This window comes from Bradyrhizobium xenonodulans (genome assembly GCF_027594865.1).
Classification (GTDB): domain Bacteria; phylum Pseudomonadota; class Alphaproteobacteria; order Rhizobiales; family Xanthobacteraceae; genus Bradyrhizobium; species Bradyrhizobium xenonodulans.
Genome location: NZ_CP089391.1, coordinates 6,473,195 through 6,488,307, shown reverse-complemented (window position 1 = coordinate 6,488,307; position 15,113 = coordinate 6,473,195). Strand labels below are relative to the sequence as shown.

Genomic DNA, 15,113 nt, shown 5'->3' with positions numbered 1-15,113 from the left:
GACAGAGCCGCTTTGTCGTATCTGACCTCAGATCTCCTTCTTCTGCATCGCGCCGGCGATGTAGTCGGCCTGCCGAATCGCGAGCGCGACGATGGTCAGCGTCGGGTTGCAGGCAGCACCACTGGTGAACTGGCTGCCGTCGGAGACGAACAGGTTCTTGACGTCGTGGCTCTGGCCGAACTTGTTGACCACGCCGTCGCGCGGCTTCTCGCTCATCCTGTTGGTGCCGAGATTGTGCGTGCTCGGATAGGGCGGGGTCGGATAGGTCACGGTGGCGCCCACGGCGTCGTACACCGCGGCGCCCTGCTTGTAGGCGTGGGCACGCATCGCGACGTCGTTGGGATGATCGTCGAAATGCACGCTCGCGACCGGCTGCCCGTGCTTGTCCTTCACGACAGAGTCGAGCGTGATGCGGTTGGTCTCCTGCGGCATGTCCTCGCCGACCAGCCACATGCCGGCCATCCTGGGATAGCCGTCGAGCGCTGCGGTGAACGGACGGCCCCAGGCGCCGGGATTGAGGAACGCCGCCATGAACGGCAGGCCGATCGACAGCGTCTCCATCTCGTAGCCGCCGACGAAGCCGCGCTTGGGGTTGTTGGCGGCTTCATCACGGATGATGCCGGCCATGGTGGTGCCGCGATACATGTGCACCGACTTCTCGAACACGGCGTAGACGCTGCCGGTCATGTGGCGCATGTAGTTGCGGCCGACCTGGCCCGATGAATTGCCAAGACCGTCGGGGAACATGTTCGAGGCGCTATTGAGCAGCAGCCGCGGGCTTTCGATCGAATTGCCGGCCACCGCGACGAGGCGCGCCTTCTGGCGCTGCATTGCGCCGCTCTCGTCGGCGTAGACGACGCCGGTCACCTTGCCGCCGGAATCGTGCTCGATCTTGACCGCCATGCTGCCGGGACGAACTTCGAGATTTCCGGTCGCCTCGCCCTTGGGGATCTCGGTGTAGAGCGTCGACCATTTCGCACCGGACTTGCAGCCCTGGAAGCAGAAGCCGATCTGCTGGCAGGCGCCGCGTCCGTCGCGCGGCTGGCTGTTGATCGCCATGTTGCCGGTGTGCACGGTCTTGTAGCCGAGCTTCTTCGCGCCGGCTTCCAGCACCTTGAAGTTATTGTTGCCGGGAAGTCCGGGAATGCCGTTGGTGCGGGTCACGCCCATCTTGTTCTCGGCCTTGGCGTACCAGGGCTCCATTTCCGCGAGCGTGACCGGCCAGTCCGAGAGGTTGGCGCCGGGAATGTTGCCATAGGTGCTCTTCACCTTGAACTCGTGCTCGTCGAAGCGCAGCGACGCGCCGGCCCAATGGGTCGTCGAGCCGCCGACCGCTTTGACGATCCAGGCGGGCAGGCCCGAAAAATCCTTGGCGACGCGCCACGTTCCCGACGTGGTGCGCGCATCGGTCCAGGCGAGCTGGGAAAAACTTTCCCACTCGTCGTTGACGAAGTCGTGGTTCTCGATGCGGGGACCGGCTTCGAGGATGACCACCTTGACGCCCTTCTGCGCGAGCTCGTTGCCCAGCGTGCCGCCGCCGGCGCCGGAGCCGACGATCACCACAACGCTGGAGTCGTTCAGATCGAATTTTGCCATATGCGTTCTCCTGAACCGTTGGGTGGCTTTAGGCTTTCGGCAGCCAGTCGATGTCGGCGAAGCCGCGATTGATGTAGCCGCCATGCTCGGCGGAGGAGCCCTCGTAGCCGAACCGCGGCCAGACCTCTTTCTGGTTGTAGAGCGACACGATGAGGTCGCCGCGCACCTTCTGGAAGAAGTCGCTTTGCTCGATCTCCTTCAGCAGCACCACGCGGTCGGCCTCCCAGGGCACGTCGGCGTAAGGCGCCTTGTGGCGGTCGCGCGCATTCTGATCGAGCCGCGCAATGCCGTCGCTGATCAGCGACTTGACGGCAGGGTCCTTGGCCGCCTTGCCGTCCCACGGCCTGATCGCTGTGATGTAGTAGCTGTCGCCGAGCACATCGTGCGGATAGATGTCACGCGCGACCTTCAGCAGCGTCTTCATCGTCGCGGGCGACAGCGCGCTGGCCTCATCGGCCCAGGCGCCCTCGATGCTGACGGCGACACTGGTCGCGACGGCCACGACCGGCACGGCGGTCGCCGCGCCCTTGAGAAACACGCGGCGGCTGTGCTTGCTTCGACGGTCGACTTCTCTCATGGCATTCCTCCTTCAATTTTTGTGATTGGACTTTTGTTGTCAGCCGAAACGTCCGCCCCGCTGGATCACCTCGATCTTGTAGCCATCGGGATCGCTGACGAAGAAGAAGCGCGCCAGCGTTTTGCCGTCGTGCTTGAAGTCGCGTAAGGGTCCCGGCGCGAGCGTCTCGCGCTCGAAGCGGGCATGTTCGGCCTCGAGATCTTCGACCACGACGGCGAGATGTCCGTAGCCGTCGCCGAGCTGGTACGGATCCTTGCGATCGAAATTGACCGTCAATTCGAGCTCGAAGGGCGAGGAGGGGTGACGCAGATAGATCAAGGCAAAGTCCGCGAATTTCAGCTGATCGGCGACCTCCAGGCCGAAGGCGCGCCTGTAGAAGTCGAGCGAGCGTGCCTCGTCGAACACGCGGATCATGGAATGAACGGGCTTTGCCATTCAGTTCTGCTCCTTGAGGTAAGCGATGATGGCGGCGCGCGTCTCCGGCCTGGCCTGCCGGTAGATCATGGTCACGCCGGGAATGACGGCTTGCGGATTGGTCAGCCATGCGTCGAGCTTCGTCTCGTCCCAGGCGAAGTCCGCTTTCGCAAGGCTCTCGGAATAGCGAAAGCCTTCGACCTTGCCGGCGGAGCGGCCCACGATCTGGACCAGCGGCGGGCCTTGCCGCATCGGTTCCGACGAATTCGTCGTATGGCACACGGCGCATTGCTGCTTGAACAGCGCGGCGCCATCCGGCGGCTTTGCGGCCGGTAACGGCATTTGCGCATCGGCAACCCGCACCACCAGCACCATCGCGGTGCACAATCCCAGCACGATCGCGCGCATCGCCACCAGCTCGCCCATCCACATCAACGTCAGCCCGCGCAAACTCTAGGCGCCGCCAAAGACGCGGTGGTAGTAGCGGGCTGTTTTGCCGAGCGCGGAGATGCTCGCGGCGTGTGGTGTTCCGCGCTGCCTTATATGCGGAGCACAATTCCGCGAAACCGCCGTCAAATCCCTAAACGATGACCACACGATGCGGATTGCATGACGACCGCGCCGCTTGAACTCTCGATGCGATGCAATGGCCCGGTGCAGACGAGCGGCGTGGAGCCGCCGGGCCGTTCATCGCGAAAAAATCCAGGAGAAATGGATGAAGTTGGTGAAGACCTCGATGATCGCATGCGCCCTCTCGGCTCTTGTGGCGGCGCCCGTACTCGCGCAAAGCGCGCCACCCGCCAAGTCAGGCGGCACCGTGCAGAGCAAACCGATGCAAGGCAGCACGATGGGCAGCGGCGATGACGAGATGAGTGCTCAGCCGGGCGCCGCGGGCGAGAAGACCGGCATGAAGCCGACCAAAGGCACTAGAGGCACGGTCGGCACCACCGGCAGCGCTGCGCAAAAAGGGACCGCCGACGATGCCACGACGGGCGGTGCAGCCCCCTCCAAGCGTTACTAACCCCGGTCGGGAAACGGCAGAACTCCGGTCGCCCCGGCGGCCGGAGTTTTTCGGCTGCCGTCGCTAGTCGTCGAAGCGGCCGCCGCGTCCGGCCTTGATGTCGCTGCGATGCTTCTTGCCCTCGAGCCGGCGCTGCTTGGAGCCAAAGGTCGGCCGTGTCGCGCGCCTTGGCTTCGGCCGTATCATCGCCTCGGTCAGGATCTCGACGAGCCGATCGATGGCGTCCTGGCGGTTGCGCTCCTGGGTGCGGAAACGCTGTGCCTGGATCACGATGACGCCGTCCTTGGTCATGCGCTGACCTGCGAGGCGGGCGAGGCGCAGAGCCGCATCCTCCGGCAAGGTCAGCTTGCGCGTGTCGAAGCGCAGCTGGGCCGACGTCGCGACCTTGTTGACGTTCTGCCCGCCCGGGCCGGAGGCGCGGACAAAGCCGATCTCGATATCGTCCTCGTCGATGACGAGATCGCGGGATATCCGCAGCATGGTGGCACCACAACCGGCTTACGAAGAATCAGGGTTGGTGCCAATCTAGCCGATCCTTTTGCGATTTGCCTGCAGTCTGCGGGCGGTGGACGGCCCTGGACAGTCGGGTGCCAGCCGCCGCCGGCCGCGTTGATGATGCCGGTCATCTCCTTGCGAGGCTCACACATACAAATGCCAGTTCGCGGCGTCGTATGTGTTGAACTGCGCGTTCGCCGTCACCTGGGTGCCGTCCATCACCCATGATGCGACGCCGTGGGTGGAGCTGTTCTCGAACACCAGGTCGGACTTTCCGTCGCCGCTGAGGTCGCGTACCGCGTCGAAGTGCCAACCGCCGGCGGCGTTGATGATTCCGATCTGCGGGCTCGCCGTGATCTGGGTGCCGTTCATCTGCCAGATCGCGACGCCATGAGTGGTATCGTTGAGGAACAGCAGATCGGTCTTGCCGTCGCCGTTGAAGTCGCCGGTATCCTGGAAGTGCCAGCCACCGGCGGCGTTGACGACACCGATTTGGGGAGCGTCCGTGATGCGGTTGCCGTCCATCTGCCAGATTGCGACGCCATGCGTCATGTCGTTGAGAAAGAGCAGATCAGTCTTTCCGTCGCCGTTGAAATCGCCTGTCGTGGTGAAGTGCCAGCCGCCAGCGGTGTTGACGGTGCCGATCTGCGAATTGTCCGCGATCTGGGTGCCGTTCATCTGCCACGTCATCAGGCCGTGGGTCGCAGCGTTCGAGAACAGCAGATCGGTCTTGCCGTCGCCGTTAAAATCGCCGGTGCCGGCGTAGGCCCATCCGGCCGCCGCGATGCCGATCTGCGGCGCCGCCGTCAGCTGCGCGCCGTCGATCTGCCAGATCGCGACGCCGTTGGTCGAGGCGTTCTGAAACAACAGATCGGTCTTGCCGTCGCCGTTGAAATCACCGGTGCCGGTGTAGCTCCATCCGCCCGCGGCATTGTAGATCCCGATCTGCGGACCCGCGACGACCGTGTTGCCGTCCATCTGCCATTCGGCGACGCCGTGGGTCGTGGAATTGATGAACAGCATGTCGGCCCGGCCGTCGCCGTTGAAGTCGGCATTGCCGGTGTAGTTCCAGCCGGCGGCACCGTTGATGGTGCCGACCAGCAGATTGGCGGACATCTGGGTGCCGTTCATCTGCCACTGGTAGACGGTGTGGGCGGTGTTATCGATCAGCAGCATGTCGCTTCTGGCATCGCCGTTGAAATCGTTCACCGCCTTGTTCGGCACGCCGGTGAAATCGTCGACGTTCAGATTGGCCTTGGTGACGTTCTGGAGCGTCAGCGTGTCGCCGTTTGCGAAGCTGAACACTGTGTTGGCCCCGATCTGGGTCGCCTGTCCCAGTGCATAGGCGAGTGTCGTATGAAAAGCCGTCAGGTCGATCCGGTCGTCGGTATGCGCGCCGGCGACGAAATCGGTGATGGTGTCGAAGCCGTCGCCTGGATTGAACACGAAGAGGTCGTTGCCGATGCCGCCGGTCAGCATGTCGGTGCCGGTGCCGCCGGCCAGAAGGTCGTTGCCGACTTCACCGCGCAGATGGTCGTCGCCGCCGCCGGCATAGATCACGTCACTGAGCTCGGTGCCGAGAATCCATTCTCCTGCGCCGGTGCCGGTGAAATTGACCGTCAGCGTTGCGGCGTTGAAGCTGTGACTGACGTCGCTCGTGCCGTAATAATATTGCGACGCGGCGACATCCACCGTCCCCAGCGAAACCGTCGTGCCCGGACGATTATACGACATCACCGTGTAGCTGGCATTGTCATGCGCAGGATCGATCGTCGGCGTGCCTTCGAACGGATGCTTGAATCCGAGCGCGTGCCCGATTTCATGAAGCGTGACCGAGTAGCCGCCATGGCCTGGCGCCATCAGGGTGTCATTTCCGGCGTAGAAATTGGAGTTCAGGAAAACGTCGCCGCCGAGATTGTTGTAGGTGGGGCTGTAGACCGTTGTGCCACCTGCATTAGCGGCCTGAAACTGCGGATGATATGCGAACCCGGCGGCCTGCAGCCCGTTGGAGGCGAGTACCCCGCTCATGTCATACATGTTGAAGCGGATTTGCCCGCCGACCGCTTCCGGGACTTCGATGAAAGAAATCCCGCTCGCTGCCGCCCAAACATTCAAGGCTTGGCGAATATCGTCCTTTTGTGCGGCGGAAAACGCCGAGAAGCTTGGCCGCGCCGTCATATCGTAGGTCGCCGGGGCGGAGTTGAAGCTGAAGGTGACGACGACGGCCGTGCCGAGCGGCGCGTCGGTATTCCACCGTGCCGTCTGTACCGTTCCGGTGATCGAGAGGATATCGTTGTCGATGGCCATAACGGCTCCTTTTCTGGAGCCGGCCACAGATTCCCCTAGCGACGGCAATCAGCCCGTCGCAAACGCTTCCCCAACTCCCCGCCGGGAAGATATTAAGCCTGATTTCCGGAGTCAATCATGCCGGGCGCGGACGAGGGCGCATACACCTTGCGTTGTGATGCGGCCGCCTGCCGGCGTCGGAGCAGCTCGCTTTTGCCTCAGCTCAGTTCGACTTCGTCGCCGGTGCTGCCGCCGGCTGCGCGGCGGCCTGCGGCGCGCGGCCGACGATGACGGTCAGCAGGCCCTGGCCCCAGAGACGTTTGGCGGCCGTCTTGGCGTCGTCCAGCGTGACCGCGTCGACGATGCCGTTGCGCTTCTCGATATAGTCGATCGGCAGCTTGTCCTGCTGATATTGCAGCAGCGCCTGCGCGAGCTTCGAGGAGGTATCCAGCGCCAGCATCTGCGAGCCCTTGAGATAGGACTTGGCCTCGTCGAGCTCCTTCTGCGTCGGACCCTCGTCGGCGATCCGGCGCACCTCCTTGTCGATGGCGTCGATGGTGTCGCCGGCGCGGTCGGCGCGCGTGCCGGTGTTGCCGATGAAGACCGCCGAATGCTCCATCCAGAGCAGCGATTCGAACACGGAATAGGCGAGGCCGCGCTTCTCGCGCACCTCGCGATAGAGCCGCGAGGACAATCCGCCGCCGCCGAGGATGTGGTTGACGACATAGGCCGCCATGAAGTTCGGATCGCTCCGCTTCACGCCCGGGCCGCCGAAGGTGATGACGGTCTGCGGCACGTCGAGTGGGACGAAGGCGCGCTGCGGCGGTTTTTCAGCCTCCACGTCGGCGACCGGCGTGAGGTTGGCCTTGGCGGGCAGGCTGCCGAAGGTGTGGTCGAGCAGCTTGCCGAGGGTGGCCGGATCGACGTCGCCGACGACCGCGATCTTCAGCCCATCCTTGGCAAGCACGCGGCCGACATAGTCCTTCATGTCGGCGACCGTGATGGTCGGCACGCTGTCGAGGTTGCCGTTGCTCTGCCGGCTGTAGGGATGATCGCCGAACGCGACCTCCAGGAATTTGCGGCTCGCCAGCGAGGTCGGGTTGGTGGTCTCGCGGCGCAGGCCCGAGATCACCTGCGAGCGGATGCGCTCGACATCGGCGGTGTCGAAATGCGGCGAGGTCAGCGCGCTCCGCAGCAGGTCGAAGGCTTCGTCCTTGTTGTCGCGCAGCATGCGCAGGCTGCCGCGGAACGTATCGCGTGTGGCGCTGAAGGAGAGCTCGATGGCGCGGCGGTCGAGCCGCTCGTGGAAGGTCTTGGAGTCGAGATCGCCGGAGCCTTCGTCGAGGAGATCGCCGACGAGGTTGGCGACGCCTGACTTGTCCTTGGGATCCTGCGCCGAGCCGCCGGCGAAGGAATATTCCATGGCGATCAGCGGCACGGTCGCGTCCTGCACGAACCAGGCCTCGATGCCGCCCGGTGAGGTCAAATGCTGGATTTTTGCAGCCGCCTGCGACGGCGAGACGCTAACCAGCGCAAGTGCCGCGCCAGCGGCGAGGGAGAAGGCAACGCGTCGAAGGAAGGGATAGGTCACGAACGCTTCTCCTCGCGCTTGGCGGCAGCGGTGTCCTTGATCAGATAGCCCGTCACCGAGCGCTTCTTCTCGAGCCATTTCTGTGCAACGGCGCGAACCTGCTCGGCCGTGACCGCGCGGATGCGATCGGGCCAGCTCCGAATGTCCTCGATCGACAGGCCCGTGGTCAGTGCGCCGCCATACCAGCGCGCCAGCACAGCCTGGTTGTCCTGGGCGTAGATCGCCTCCGCGATGAGCTGGGTCTTCACCCGTTCGAGGTCCTCGGCGCGGATCGGGTTCCGCGCGATGTCGGCGATGACGCCGTCGACCACCTGCTCGACGTCGGCAAAGCTGACGCCGGGCTTCGGCGAGGCCGAGATCGCGAACTGGGTCGGGTCGAGCGAGATGCTGGAATAGCTGGCGTTGGCCGACACCGCGAGCGGCTTGTCGACGACGAGCGCACGGTAGAGATAGGAATTGCTGCCGCTGCCCATCAATTGCGCCAGCACGTCGAGGGCCGCGCTTTCACCGGCCGCAGCCGTCGTCGCGGAGGGCACGAGATAATAGCGGCGCAGGCTCGGCTGCTCGACGCGGGGGTCGGCCAGCGTGACCGTGCGCGGGGCGGCAGGCTCCGGCTCCTGCGGGCGGACGCGGCGTGCGGGGATCGCGGGCTGGGCCGGGATCGAGCCGAAATTACGCTCGACCAGCGGGCGGATGTCGGCGGCTTCGACGTCGCCGGCGATCACCAGGATCGCGTTGTTCGGCGCGTAGAAGCGGCGGTAGAAGGCGAGCGCATCCTCGCGATCGAGCTTCTCGATCTCCTGGTGCCAGCCGATCACGGGCCGGCCGTAGGGGTGGTTGAGATAGAGCGCGGCCATGATCTGCTCGTTGAGCCGCGCATCCGGATTGTTGGCGACGCGCATGTTGTACTCTTCGAGCACGACGTCGCGCTCCGGCAGCACGTTCTCGTCCTTGAGGATGAGGCCGGTCATGCGGTCGGCCTCGAACTCCATCATGGTCGGCAGCTGTTCTTTCGGCACGCGCTGGTAGTAATTGGTGTAGTCGACCGAGGTCGAGGCGTTCTCGTTGCCGCCGACGCGCAGCACGGTCTGGGAGAATTCGCCGACCGGGTGCTTCGAGGTGCCCTTGAACATCAAATGCTCGAGGAAGTGCGCGAGCCCGGACTTGCCCGGCGTCTCGTCGGCCGAGCCGACCTTGTACCAGATCATCTCCGTGACCACGGGCGTGCGGTGGTCCGGGATCACCACGACCTGCATGCCGTTGCCGAGCGTGAAGCTGGCAGGCGGAGCCGATGTCACCGTGGTCTGGGCGAAGGTGGCGCTGGCTGGGAGGACACTCGTCGAAAGCAGCGCGGCAAGGAGGCAGGCAGCCGATCGGTTTGCGGACATCATGATCCCTGGTGAAGCCGAGATCCGGATGTCCGGCTCGGAGGCACGGCATGCTACACCGTGCGGCCTGGCGCTTTTCGTCACGAAGAAGAGAACGCCGTCATCGTGAGGTTAAAGATAAGTCATGTGCTTCGTCCGGCTTACACCGGGCGATTGCGGCAGTTCCGTATGGCGGCGCCAACCAGCAAGAGCGCTATCGCTCTTTTTCCTTACCACTGAGCACGTCAAAATATGTCCTTTTGGACTTATCCGGTCCCCCGGAGCCGTAGGCGTAGTTGGGCGAGGGCGTCTGGTATCCGGGCGGTGGTTCGGTCAGGGATTCCCGCGTTGGCTCAGAGGTGAATTGCTTGGATTCGTCGCTGTCACCCTTGAAGAGCCCGAGCAGTCCGCCTTTATAGCCGAGCTGACTTGGGCTCATGGTCGGATTGTTTCCGCCCGGCTGGACGGGGTCGTTGCTTGACGTGCGGGTATTGCCGTTGGTCTTGACGGCGTCCAGTTCGGCCGGAGTCAGGGGGCGGGCCGTTTCCCAGGGATTCTGGAACTTGGTGCCGGGTTTCTTTCTGGCAGCGGCAAGCTCCTTGCGACGCTTCTCATCCGGGTCTTTTGGCCAGTTCGGAGGAGCGGCCTCGGCGGACGATGCAGGGGGCGGCAGGTCGAGCTTCGGCGGCACGACCAGCGGCGAGCGCTCGCGGTATTCGATGCCGGGCTTTTCCATGCTCTTGGCGCCGAGGCCGGACATCAAATTGTCGATGAGCTTCTCTTCGAAGGTCATGTCGTCATCATCGTCGTCGCCGGCGCGCACCGCGCCTGCCGACATGACGAGGCCGACGCTGAGCGCGACAGCGGACAATTTCAACGCCCGCCGGATCCCCTGCCGGGGGTCTCGAACCATCAAACCGCTGGTCTTCGAGCTGCGCATCACTGTACCTGTTCCATATTGTGGCAGTTTACCGCTCGCACGCGGCCTATCCTCGCAAAAAGCAAGGTTCCGCCTGCCCGCCCGTATCAGCCGGGATCAGGGCGCTTTTGCGGCGGGTACCCCCATGAAGGAATCATACAATAGCGCCGCCACCCCGACAACGATGGCCACGTCCGCGAGGTTAAACACATACCAATTATAGGTATTTCCGCCGATCTCGATGTGGAGCAGGGCGAAATCGATCACCGCGCCATAGGCGAAGCGGTCGATGCCGTTGCCGACGGCACCGCCGATGATCAGTCCCAGGGCGACGGTCGCAAGCCGGGTGTGCGAACGGACCATCCAGATCGCCAGGGCGACCACAGCAACGACCTTCACAGCCATCAGCGCGAGCTGCGCCGCCTGGCTGTCGTTCTGGAGCCAACCGAAGCTGATCCCGACGTTCTTGGCCAGCACCAGGTCGAAGAACGGCATCACCTTCACCACGCCGCGGCGGGCGAGGTCGAACACGTTTAGCAGCCAGAGCTTCGAAGCCTGGTCGGCCACGAGCGTGACCATTGCCACGAGGATGCCGGCGCGGAGCGGGGGCATGGCCGGGATCAGACGCTCACGCCCAACGCCTTCCATTCGCGCAGCGCCTTAGCGTCGCGCGGGGTGACGTCGGGATATTCACGGTCCTCACCGACCGTCGGCGAGATCTTCCAGGAGCGGGCGCACTTCGTGCCGACCGCTTTCTCGACCACGACGGCGACGCCGGACACGGCATCGAGACGGAAAGCATTGGCCGGCGCCTCACCCTCGCGCACCTCATAGTTCGAGGTGATGCAGATCTCGGCGAGGTCGGTGTCGAACAGTGTGGCCAGCATGTCGCGGTCGGCGACATAGATCACGGGCGATGCCTCCAGCGAGGAGCCGATGTTCTTGGCGGCGCGCTCCAGCTCGAGCGCGCCGGTGACGACGCGGCGCACGTTGCGGATCGTCTCCCACTTCGCGGCGAGCTTGTCGTCGCGGAAGCTTTCGAGGTTGTTCGGAAACAGCGTCAGATGCACCGACGGCTCGGCATCGGGCCGGTACATGCGCCAGCCTTCCTCCGCGGTGAAGCTGAGGACCGGTGCCAGCCATTTCAGGATCGAGGCGCACAACAGGTCGATGGTCGTCAGCGCCGCCTTGCGCACCGGCGAGGACGGCGGATCGCAATAGAGCGTGTCCTTGCGGATGTCGAAATAGAAGGCCGACAGCTCGCTGTTGAGGAAGGCGGACAGGATAGCGACCACCGTCTTGAAGTCGAACTCCCGATAGGCCTTGTCGATGGCGGCAGCGCGCACCGCGAGCTCGTGCAGCATCAGCCGCTCGAGCTCCGGCATCTCGGCTGGCGCGACCGCCTCAGCCGGCTTGTAATGATGCAGCGTGCCGAGCATCCAGCGCACGGTGTTGCGCAGCTTGCGATAGGTCTCGACCGTGTTCTTCAGGATCTCGGGGCCGATGCGCTGGTCGTCGGTGTAGTCGCAGGACGCGACCCACAGCCTCAGGATGTCGGCGCCGGACTCTTTGATGACGGCCTGCGGCTCAATGGTGTTGCCGAGCGACTTCGACATCTTGCGGCCGTCCTCGGCCTGGGTGAAGCCGTGGGTCAGCACGATGTCGTAAGGCGCCCGGCCGCGCGTGCCGCAGCTCTCCAGCAGCGAGGAGTGGAACCAGCCGCGATGCTGGTCCGAGCCTTCCAGATACATCACCGTGTCGGTGCCGCCATCGACCTTGCGCTTGATGCCGGCGAGGCCGGGGAATTGCACGGGGTCTTCCAGCACGAAAGCGTGGGTCGAGCCTGAATCGAACCAGACGTCGAGGATGTCGTCGACCTTCTGCCAGTCCTCGCTCGCGCGCGCGCCCAGGAAACGCTCGCGCGCGCCCTTCGCGTACCAGGCGTCCGCGCCTTCCGTCTCGAAGGCATCGCCGATGCGCGTGTTGACCGCTTCGTCCTGGAGGATCTCGGCCGAGCCGTCGCCCTTCTCGCGCACGAACACGGCGATCGGCACGCCCCAGGCGCGCTGGCGCGAGATCACCCAGTCGGGGCGGGCCTCGATCATGCCGTTGATGCGGTTCTCGCCTGATGGCGGCACCCATTGCGTCACGGAGATCGCCTGCAGCGCGCGGGCGCGCAGCGTGTCGCCGCTCTTGGTCTTGCCGCCCGTCGCGATGTCCTTGTCCATCGCGATGAACCATTGCGGCGTGTTGCGGAAGATCACCGGCTTCTTGGAGCGCCAGGAGTGCGGGTATTGGTGCTTGAGCCGGCCGCGCGCGAGCAGCATACCTCTTTCGACGAGTGCCTTGATCACGGCTTCGTTGGCATCGCCCTTCTCGCCCTTGTCGTTGATGACGCGCTTGCCGGCAAAGCCCGGAGCCTGCTCGGTATAGGCGCCGTTCTCGTCGACAGTGTAGGGGATCGCGGTCGGGACGCCGCGCGCGTCAAGCTCGCGCGTATTCGCCATCCAGACGTCGAAGTCCTCGCGGCCGTGGCTGGGCGCGGTGTGCACGAAGCCGGTGCCGGTGTCGTCGGTGACGTGGTCGCCTGAAAACAGCGGCACAATGAAGTCGTAGCCGCCGGCAAGGCCCTTCAGCGGATGGGCGCATTCGATCGCGTCCATGGTGTCGCCGGGGACGTCGCGGACCTTCTCGTAGGCCGTCACGCGCGCCTGCTTGAAGACTTCTTCAGCGAGCGCGTCGGCGAGGATCAGCAGGTCGCCGCTCTTGGTCCAATTGTCGGCGGGTGCATCCGTGACCTTGTACAGGCCATAGGCGATCTTCGGCGAGAACGAGATGGCGCGATTGCCGGGCAGCGTCCAGGGCGTGGTGGTCCAGATCACGACGCTTGCGGAGGCGAGCGCACCATGCGCGGGCGAGGTGACCGGGAATTTCACCCAGACCATGTCGGACGTGTAGTCCTCGTATTCGACCTCGGCCTCGGCCAGCGCGGTCTTCTCGACCACGCTCCACATCACCGGCTTGGAGCCGCGATAGAGCGTGCCGTTGGCGGCGAACTTCATCAGCTCGCGCGCGATCTGGGCTTCGGCCGGAAAGCTCATGGTGGCGTAGGGATGGTCCCAATCGCCGATCACGCCGAGACGCTTGAACTCCTCGCGCTGCACGCCGAGCCAGTGCGTCGCGTAGGCGCGGCACTCTTTTCGGAAATCGATCATCGCGGCACTGTCGCGGAAGTCGGGCTTCTGCTTGCCCTTCTTGCGATAATGCTCCTCCTCGACCTTCCACTCGATCGGCAGGCCGTGGCAGTCCCAGCCGGGCACGTAGTTGGAATCGAAGCCGAGCATCTGCTGGCTCTTGGTGACGAGGTCCTTCAGGATCTTGTTCAGCGCCGTGCCGATATGGATGTTGCCGTTGGCGTAGGGCGGACCGTCATGCAGCACGAACTTGGCGCGGCCGCGGGCGCTCTGGCGCAGCTTCTCGTAGAGGCCGGTCTCGTACCAGCGCTTGAGGATCTCCGGCTCGCGCTGCGGCAGGCCGGCGCGCATCGGGAAATCCGTCTGCGGCAGATAAAGGGTCTTCGAATAGTCTTTGGCTTCAGACTTTTGGGACTTTTGCGGCTTTTCGGACATGGGGCTGACTGGCTCGGAAGGGCGCGGGAACGGATGGCGATGCGGAATCGCGGGGTGAAACGACAAAATCCCGGTCTTGCGCCGAGCCGAAGGCTCAGGCGGAAGCCGGGCCGCTAATTCCTATGATGCGCCGCGCAAACATGGGCCCTCCATAGCAGGGGGCCAAAGGAAGCGCAAAAGGTAGAAGCGCAAAAGGTTCGGCGGGGCCGGTTTTCGGCGTCAATCGATCACGCCAAGCCGCGGAAATGCGTCCGGGGCGGCCGCCAGCATGGCGCGGGCGCGGGCGGAATCGTCGTCCATCTGGCGGATCAGGGCCTCCAGACTGTCGAATTTCAGCTCCTCGCGGATGAAGCCGACGAAGGCGCAGTCGAGCGCCTGCCCGTAGAGGTCGCCCTTGAAGTCGAACAGGAAGATCTCCAGCAGCGGGGCGCCATTGTCGAAGGTCGGGCGGCGGCCGAAGCTTGCCACCCCGTCCAGGCGCTCGGTGCCGCGGCCGACCCGCACCGCATAGATGCCGTGCTTGAGGCCGCAATTGGCATCGAGGCGGATATTGGCGGTGGGATAGCCGAGGTCGCGGCCGCGCTTCTCGCCATGGATCACCTCGCCGGTGACGAACCAGGGCGCGCCCAGCATGGTGGTGGCCTCGTCGAGCAGGCCCTCGGCCAGCGCGATCCGGATCGCGCTGGAGGAGACCGGCCGCTCGTCGATATCGACATGCGGCTGCACGTCGACCTCGATGCCGAGCCGGGGCGCCTCGTTGACCAGCAGGCTGGGGGAGCCGACCCGTCCCTTGCCGAAATGGAAGTCGTAGCCGACCGCGATCCCGCTGATGCCGAGGCGTCCGATCAGGTCATGGTGAATGAAGTCTTGCGCGCTGGTCCCAGCCCGCGCCTTGTCGAAGGTCATGATCACGGCGCCGTCCAGCCCGGTCCCGGCCAGGAGCCGCAGCTTGGCCCGCTCGTCCGTCAGGCGGAATTGCGGGGTGTTCGGGCTGAAAAACCGCCGCGGATGCGGCTCGAAGGTCAACGCCAGCGCAGGGCGGCCATGCGCCCGGCCCATTTCCAGGGCCGCCGCGATCACCGCGCGATGGCCGAGATGAACGCCGTCGAAATTGCCCATGGCGACCACGGCGCCCCTTAAAATCGCGGAATCCTGCGTGGTGTCGCGGATAACGGTAAAATGCGGGGCCATCAGGGAAATTCTCGAAGCGGCAGGACC

At 64.6% G+C, this 15,113-nt stretch carries 13 protein-coding genes; 1 reads left to right on the top strand and 12 read right to left on the bottom strand.

Annotated elements, in window-relative coordinates:
* Positions 1-27: 27 nt before the first annotated feature.
* From I3J27_RS30835 to I3J27_RS30820, 4 genes are read right to left on the bottom strand one after another with little or no spacing between them, the layout of a single operon-like run.
* A complete protein-coding gene (locus tag I3J27_RS30835; RefSeq protein ID WP_270162627.1) occupies positions 28-1,596 on the bottom strand; it encodes a GMC family oxidoreductase in 1,569 nt (522 codons plus the stop codon).
* A gap of 28 nt (positions 1,597-1,624) precedes the next feature.
* Positions 1,625-2,173 (bottom strand): gluconate 2-dehydrogenase subunit 3 family protein, encoded by a 549-nt coding sequence (locus tag I3J27_RS30830; RefSeq protein ID WP_270162626.1) that lies wholly within the window; start codon positions 2,171-2,173, stop codon positions 1,625-1,627.
* A 39-nt stretch (positions 2,174-2,212) separates the two neighbouring features.
* The gene (locus I3J27_RS30825; RefSeq protein ID WP_270162625.1) at positions 2,213-2,608 is read right to left on the bottom strand and encodes a VOC family protein; all 396 of its coding nucleotides are present in this window, start codon (positions 2,606-2,608) and stop codon (positions 2,213-2,215) included.
* Entirely contained in the window at positions 2,609-2,995 is a 387-nt protein-coding gene (locus I3J27_RS30820; RefSeq protein WP_270172920.1) for a c-type cytochrome, read from the bottom strand.
* A 307-nt stretch (positions 2,996-3,302) separates the two neighbouring features.
* Here I3J27_RS30820 and I3J27_RS30815 point away from each other — a divergent pair, with 307 nt between their 5' ends.
* A complete protein-coding gene (locus I3J27_RS30815) occupies positions 3,303-3,608 on the top strand; it encodes a hypothetical protein (RefSeq protein WP_270162624.1) in 306 nt (101 codons plus the stop codon).
* Between the two features lie 63 nt (positions 3,609-3,671).
* Here the strand turns inward: I3J27_RS30815 and arfB are convergent, their stop codons facing one another.
* From arfB to I3J27_RS30775, 8 genes are all read right to left on the bottom strand, one after another.
* A complete protein-coding gene (gene arfB / locus I3J27_RS30810; protein ID WP_270162623.1) occupies positions 3,672-4,088 on the bottom strand; it encodes an alternative ribosome rescue aminoacyl-tRNA hydrolase ArfB in 417 nt (138 codons plus the stop codon).
* A gap of 159 nt (positions 4,089-4,247) precedes the next feature.
* On the bottom strand, positions 4,248-6,410 hold the full coding sequence (locus I3J27_RS30805; RefSeq protein WP_270162622.1) for an FG-GAP-like repeat-containing protein: 2,163 nt from the start codon (positions 6,408-6,410) through the stop codon (positions 4,248-4,250).
* A 202-nt stretch (positions 6,411-6,612) separates the two neighbouring features.
* Positions 6,613-7,980 (bottom strand): M16 family metallopeptidase, encoded by a 1,368-nt coding sequence (locus I3J27_RS30800; RefSeq protein WP_270162621.1) that lies wholly within the window; start codon positions 7,978-7,980, stop codon positions 6,613-6,615.
* The gene (locus tag I3J27_RS30795; RefSeq protein WP_270172919.1) at positions 7,977-9,368 is read right to left on the bottom strand and encodes a M16 family metallopeptidase; all 1,392 of its coding nucleotides are present in this window, start codon (positions 9,366-9,368) and stop codon (positions 7,977-7,979) included. The genes I3J27_RS30800 and I3J27_RS30795 overlap by 4 nt, the downstream gene beginning before the upstream one ends.
* Positions 9,369-9,561: 193 nt before the next feature.
* Positions 9,562-10,287 (bottom strand): hypothetical protein, encoded by a 726-nt coding sequence (locus tag I3J27_RS30790; RefSeq protein WP_270162620.1) that lies wholly within the window; start codon positions 10,285-10,287, stop codon positions 9,562-9,564.
* A gap of 96 nt (positions 10,288-10,383) precedes the next feature.
* Positions 10,384-10,878: a signal peptidase II gene (gene lspA, locus I3J27_RS30785; protein ID WP_270172918.1), complete on the bottom strand. Its 495-nt coding sequence runs from the start codon at positions 10,876-10,878 to the stop codon at positions 10,384-10,386.
* 8 nt (positions 10,879-10,886) lie between these two features.
* Positions 10,887-13,895, bottom strand: coding sequence for an isoleucine--tRNA ligase (gene ileS, locus I3J27_RS30780; RefSeq protein WP_270162619.1), 3,009 nt, complete (start codon positions 13,893-13,895; stop codon positions 10,887-10,889).
* A 219-nt stretch (positions 13,896-14,114) separates the two neighbouring features.
* Entirely contained in the window at positions 14,115-15,086 is a 972-nt protein-coding gene (locus tag I3J27_RS30775; protein WP_270162618.1) for a bifunctional riboflavin kinase/FAD synthetase, read from the bottom strand.
* Between the last annotated feature and the right edge of the window lie 27 nt (positions 15,087-15,113).

Coding starts and splice junctions, on each gene's coding strand:
- I3J27_RS30835 (WP_270162627.1), bottom strand. CDS start 1,596: ATGGCAAAATTCGATCTGAACGACTCCAGCGTTGTGGTGATCGTCGGC.
- I3J27_RS30830 (WP_270162626.1), bottom strand. CDS start 2,173: ATGAGAGAAGTCGACCGTCGAAGCAAGCACAGCCGCCGCGTGTTTCTC.
- I3J27_RS30825 (WP_270162625.1), bottom strand. CDS start 2,608: ATGGCAAAGCCCGTTCATTCCATGATCCGCGTGTTCGACGAGGCACGC.
- I3J27_RS30820 (WP_270172920.1), bottom strand. CDS start 2,995: ATGCGCGCGATCGTGCTGGGATTGTGCACCGCGATGGTGCTGGTGGTG.
- I3J27_RS30815 (WP_270162624.1), top strand. CDS start 3,303: ATGAAGTTGGTGAAGACCTCGATGATCGCATGCGCCCTCTCGGCTCTT.
- arfB (WP_270162623.1), bottom strand. CDS start 4,088: ATGCTGCGGATATCCCGCGATCTCGTCATCGACGAGGACGATATCGAG.
- I3J27_RS30805 (WP_270162622.1), bottom strand. CDS start 6,410: ATGGCCATCGACAACGATATCCTCTCGATCACCGGAACGGTACAGACG.
- I3J27_RS30795 (WP_270172919.1), bottom strand. CDS start 9,368: ATGTCCGCAAACCGATCGGCTGCCTGCCTCCTTGCCGCGCTGCTTTCG.
- I3J27_RS30790 (WP_270162620.1), bottom strand. CDS start 10,287: ATGCGCAGCTCGAAGACCAGCGGTTTGATGGTTCGAGACCCCCGGCAG.
- lspA (WP_270172918.1), bottom strand. CDS start 10,878: ATGCCCCCGCTCCGCGCCGGCATCCTCGTGGCAATGGTCACGCTCGTG.
- ileS (WP_270162619.1), bottom strand. CDS start 13,895: ATGTCCGAAAAGCCGCAAAAGTCCCAAAAGTCTGAAGCCAAAGACTAT.
- I3J27_RS30775 (WP_270162618.1), bottom strand. CDS start 15,086: ATGGCCCCGCATTTTACCGTTATCCGCGACACCACGCAGGATTCCGCG.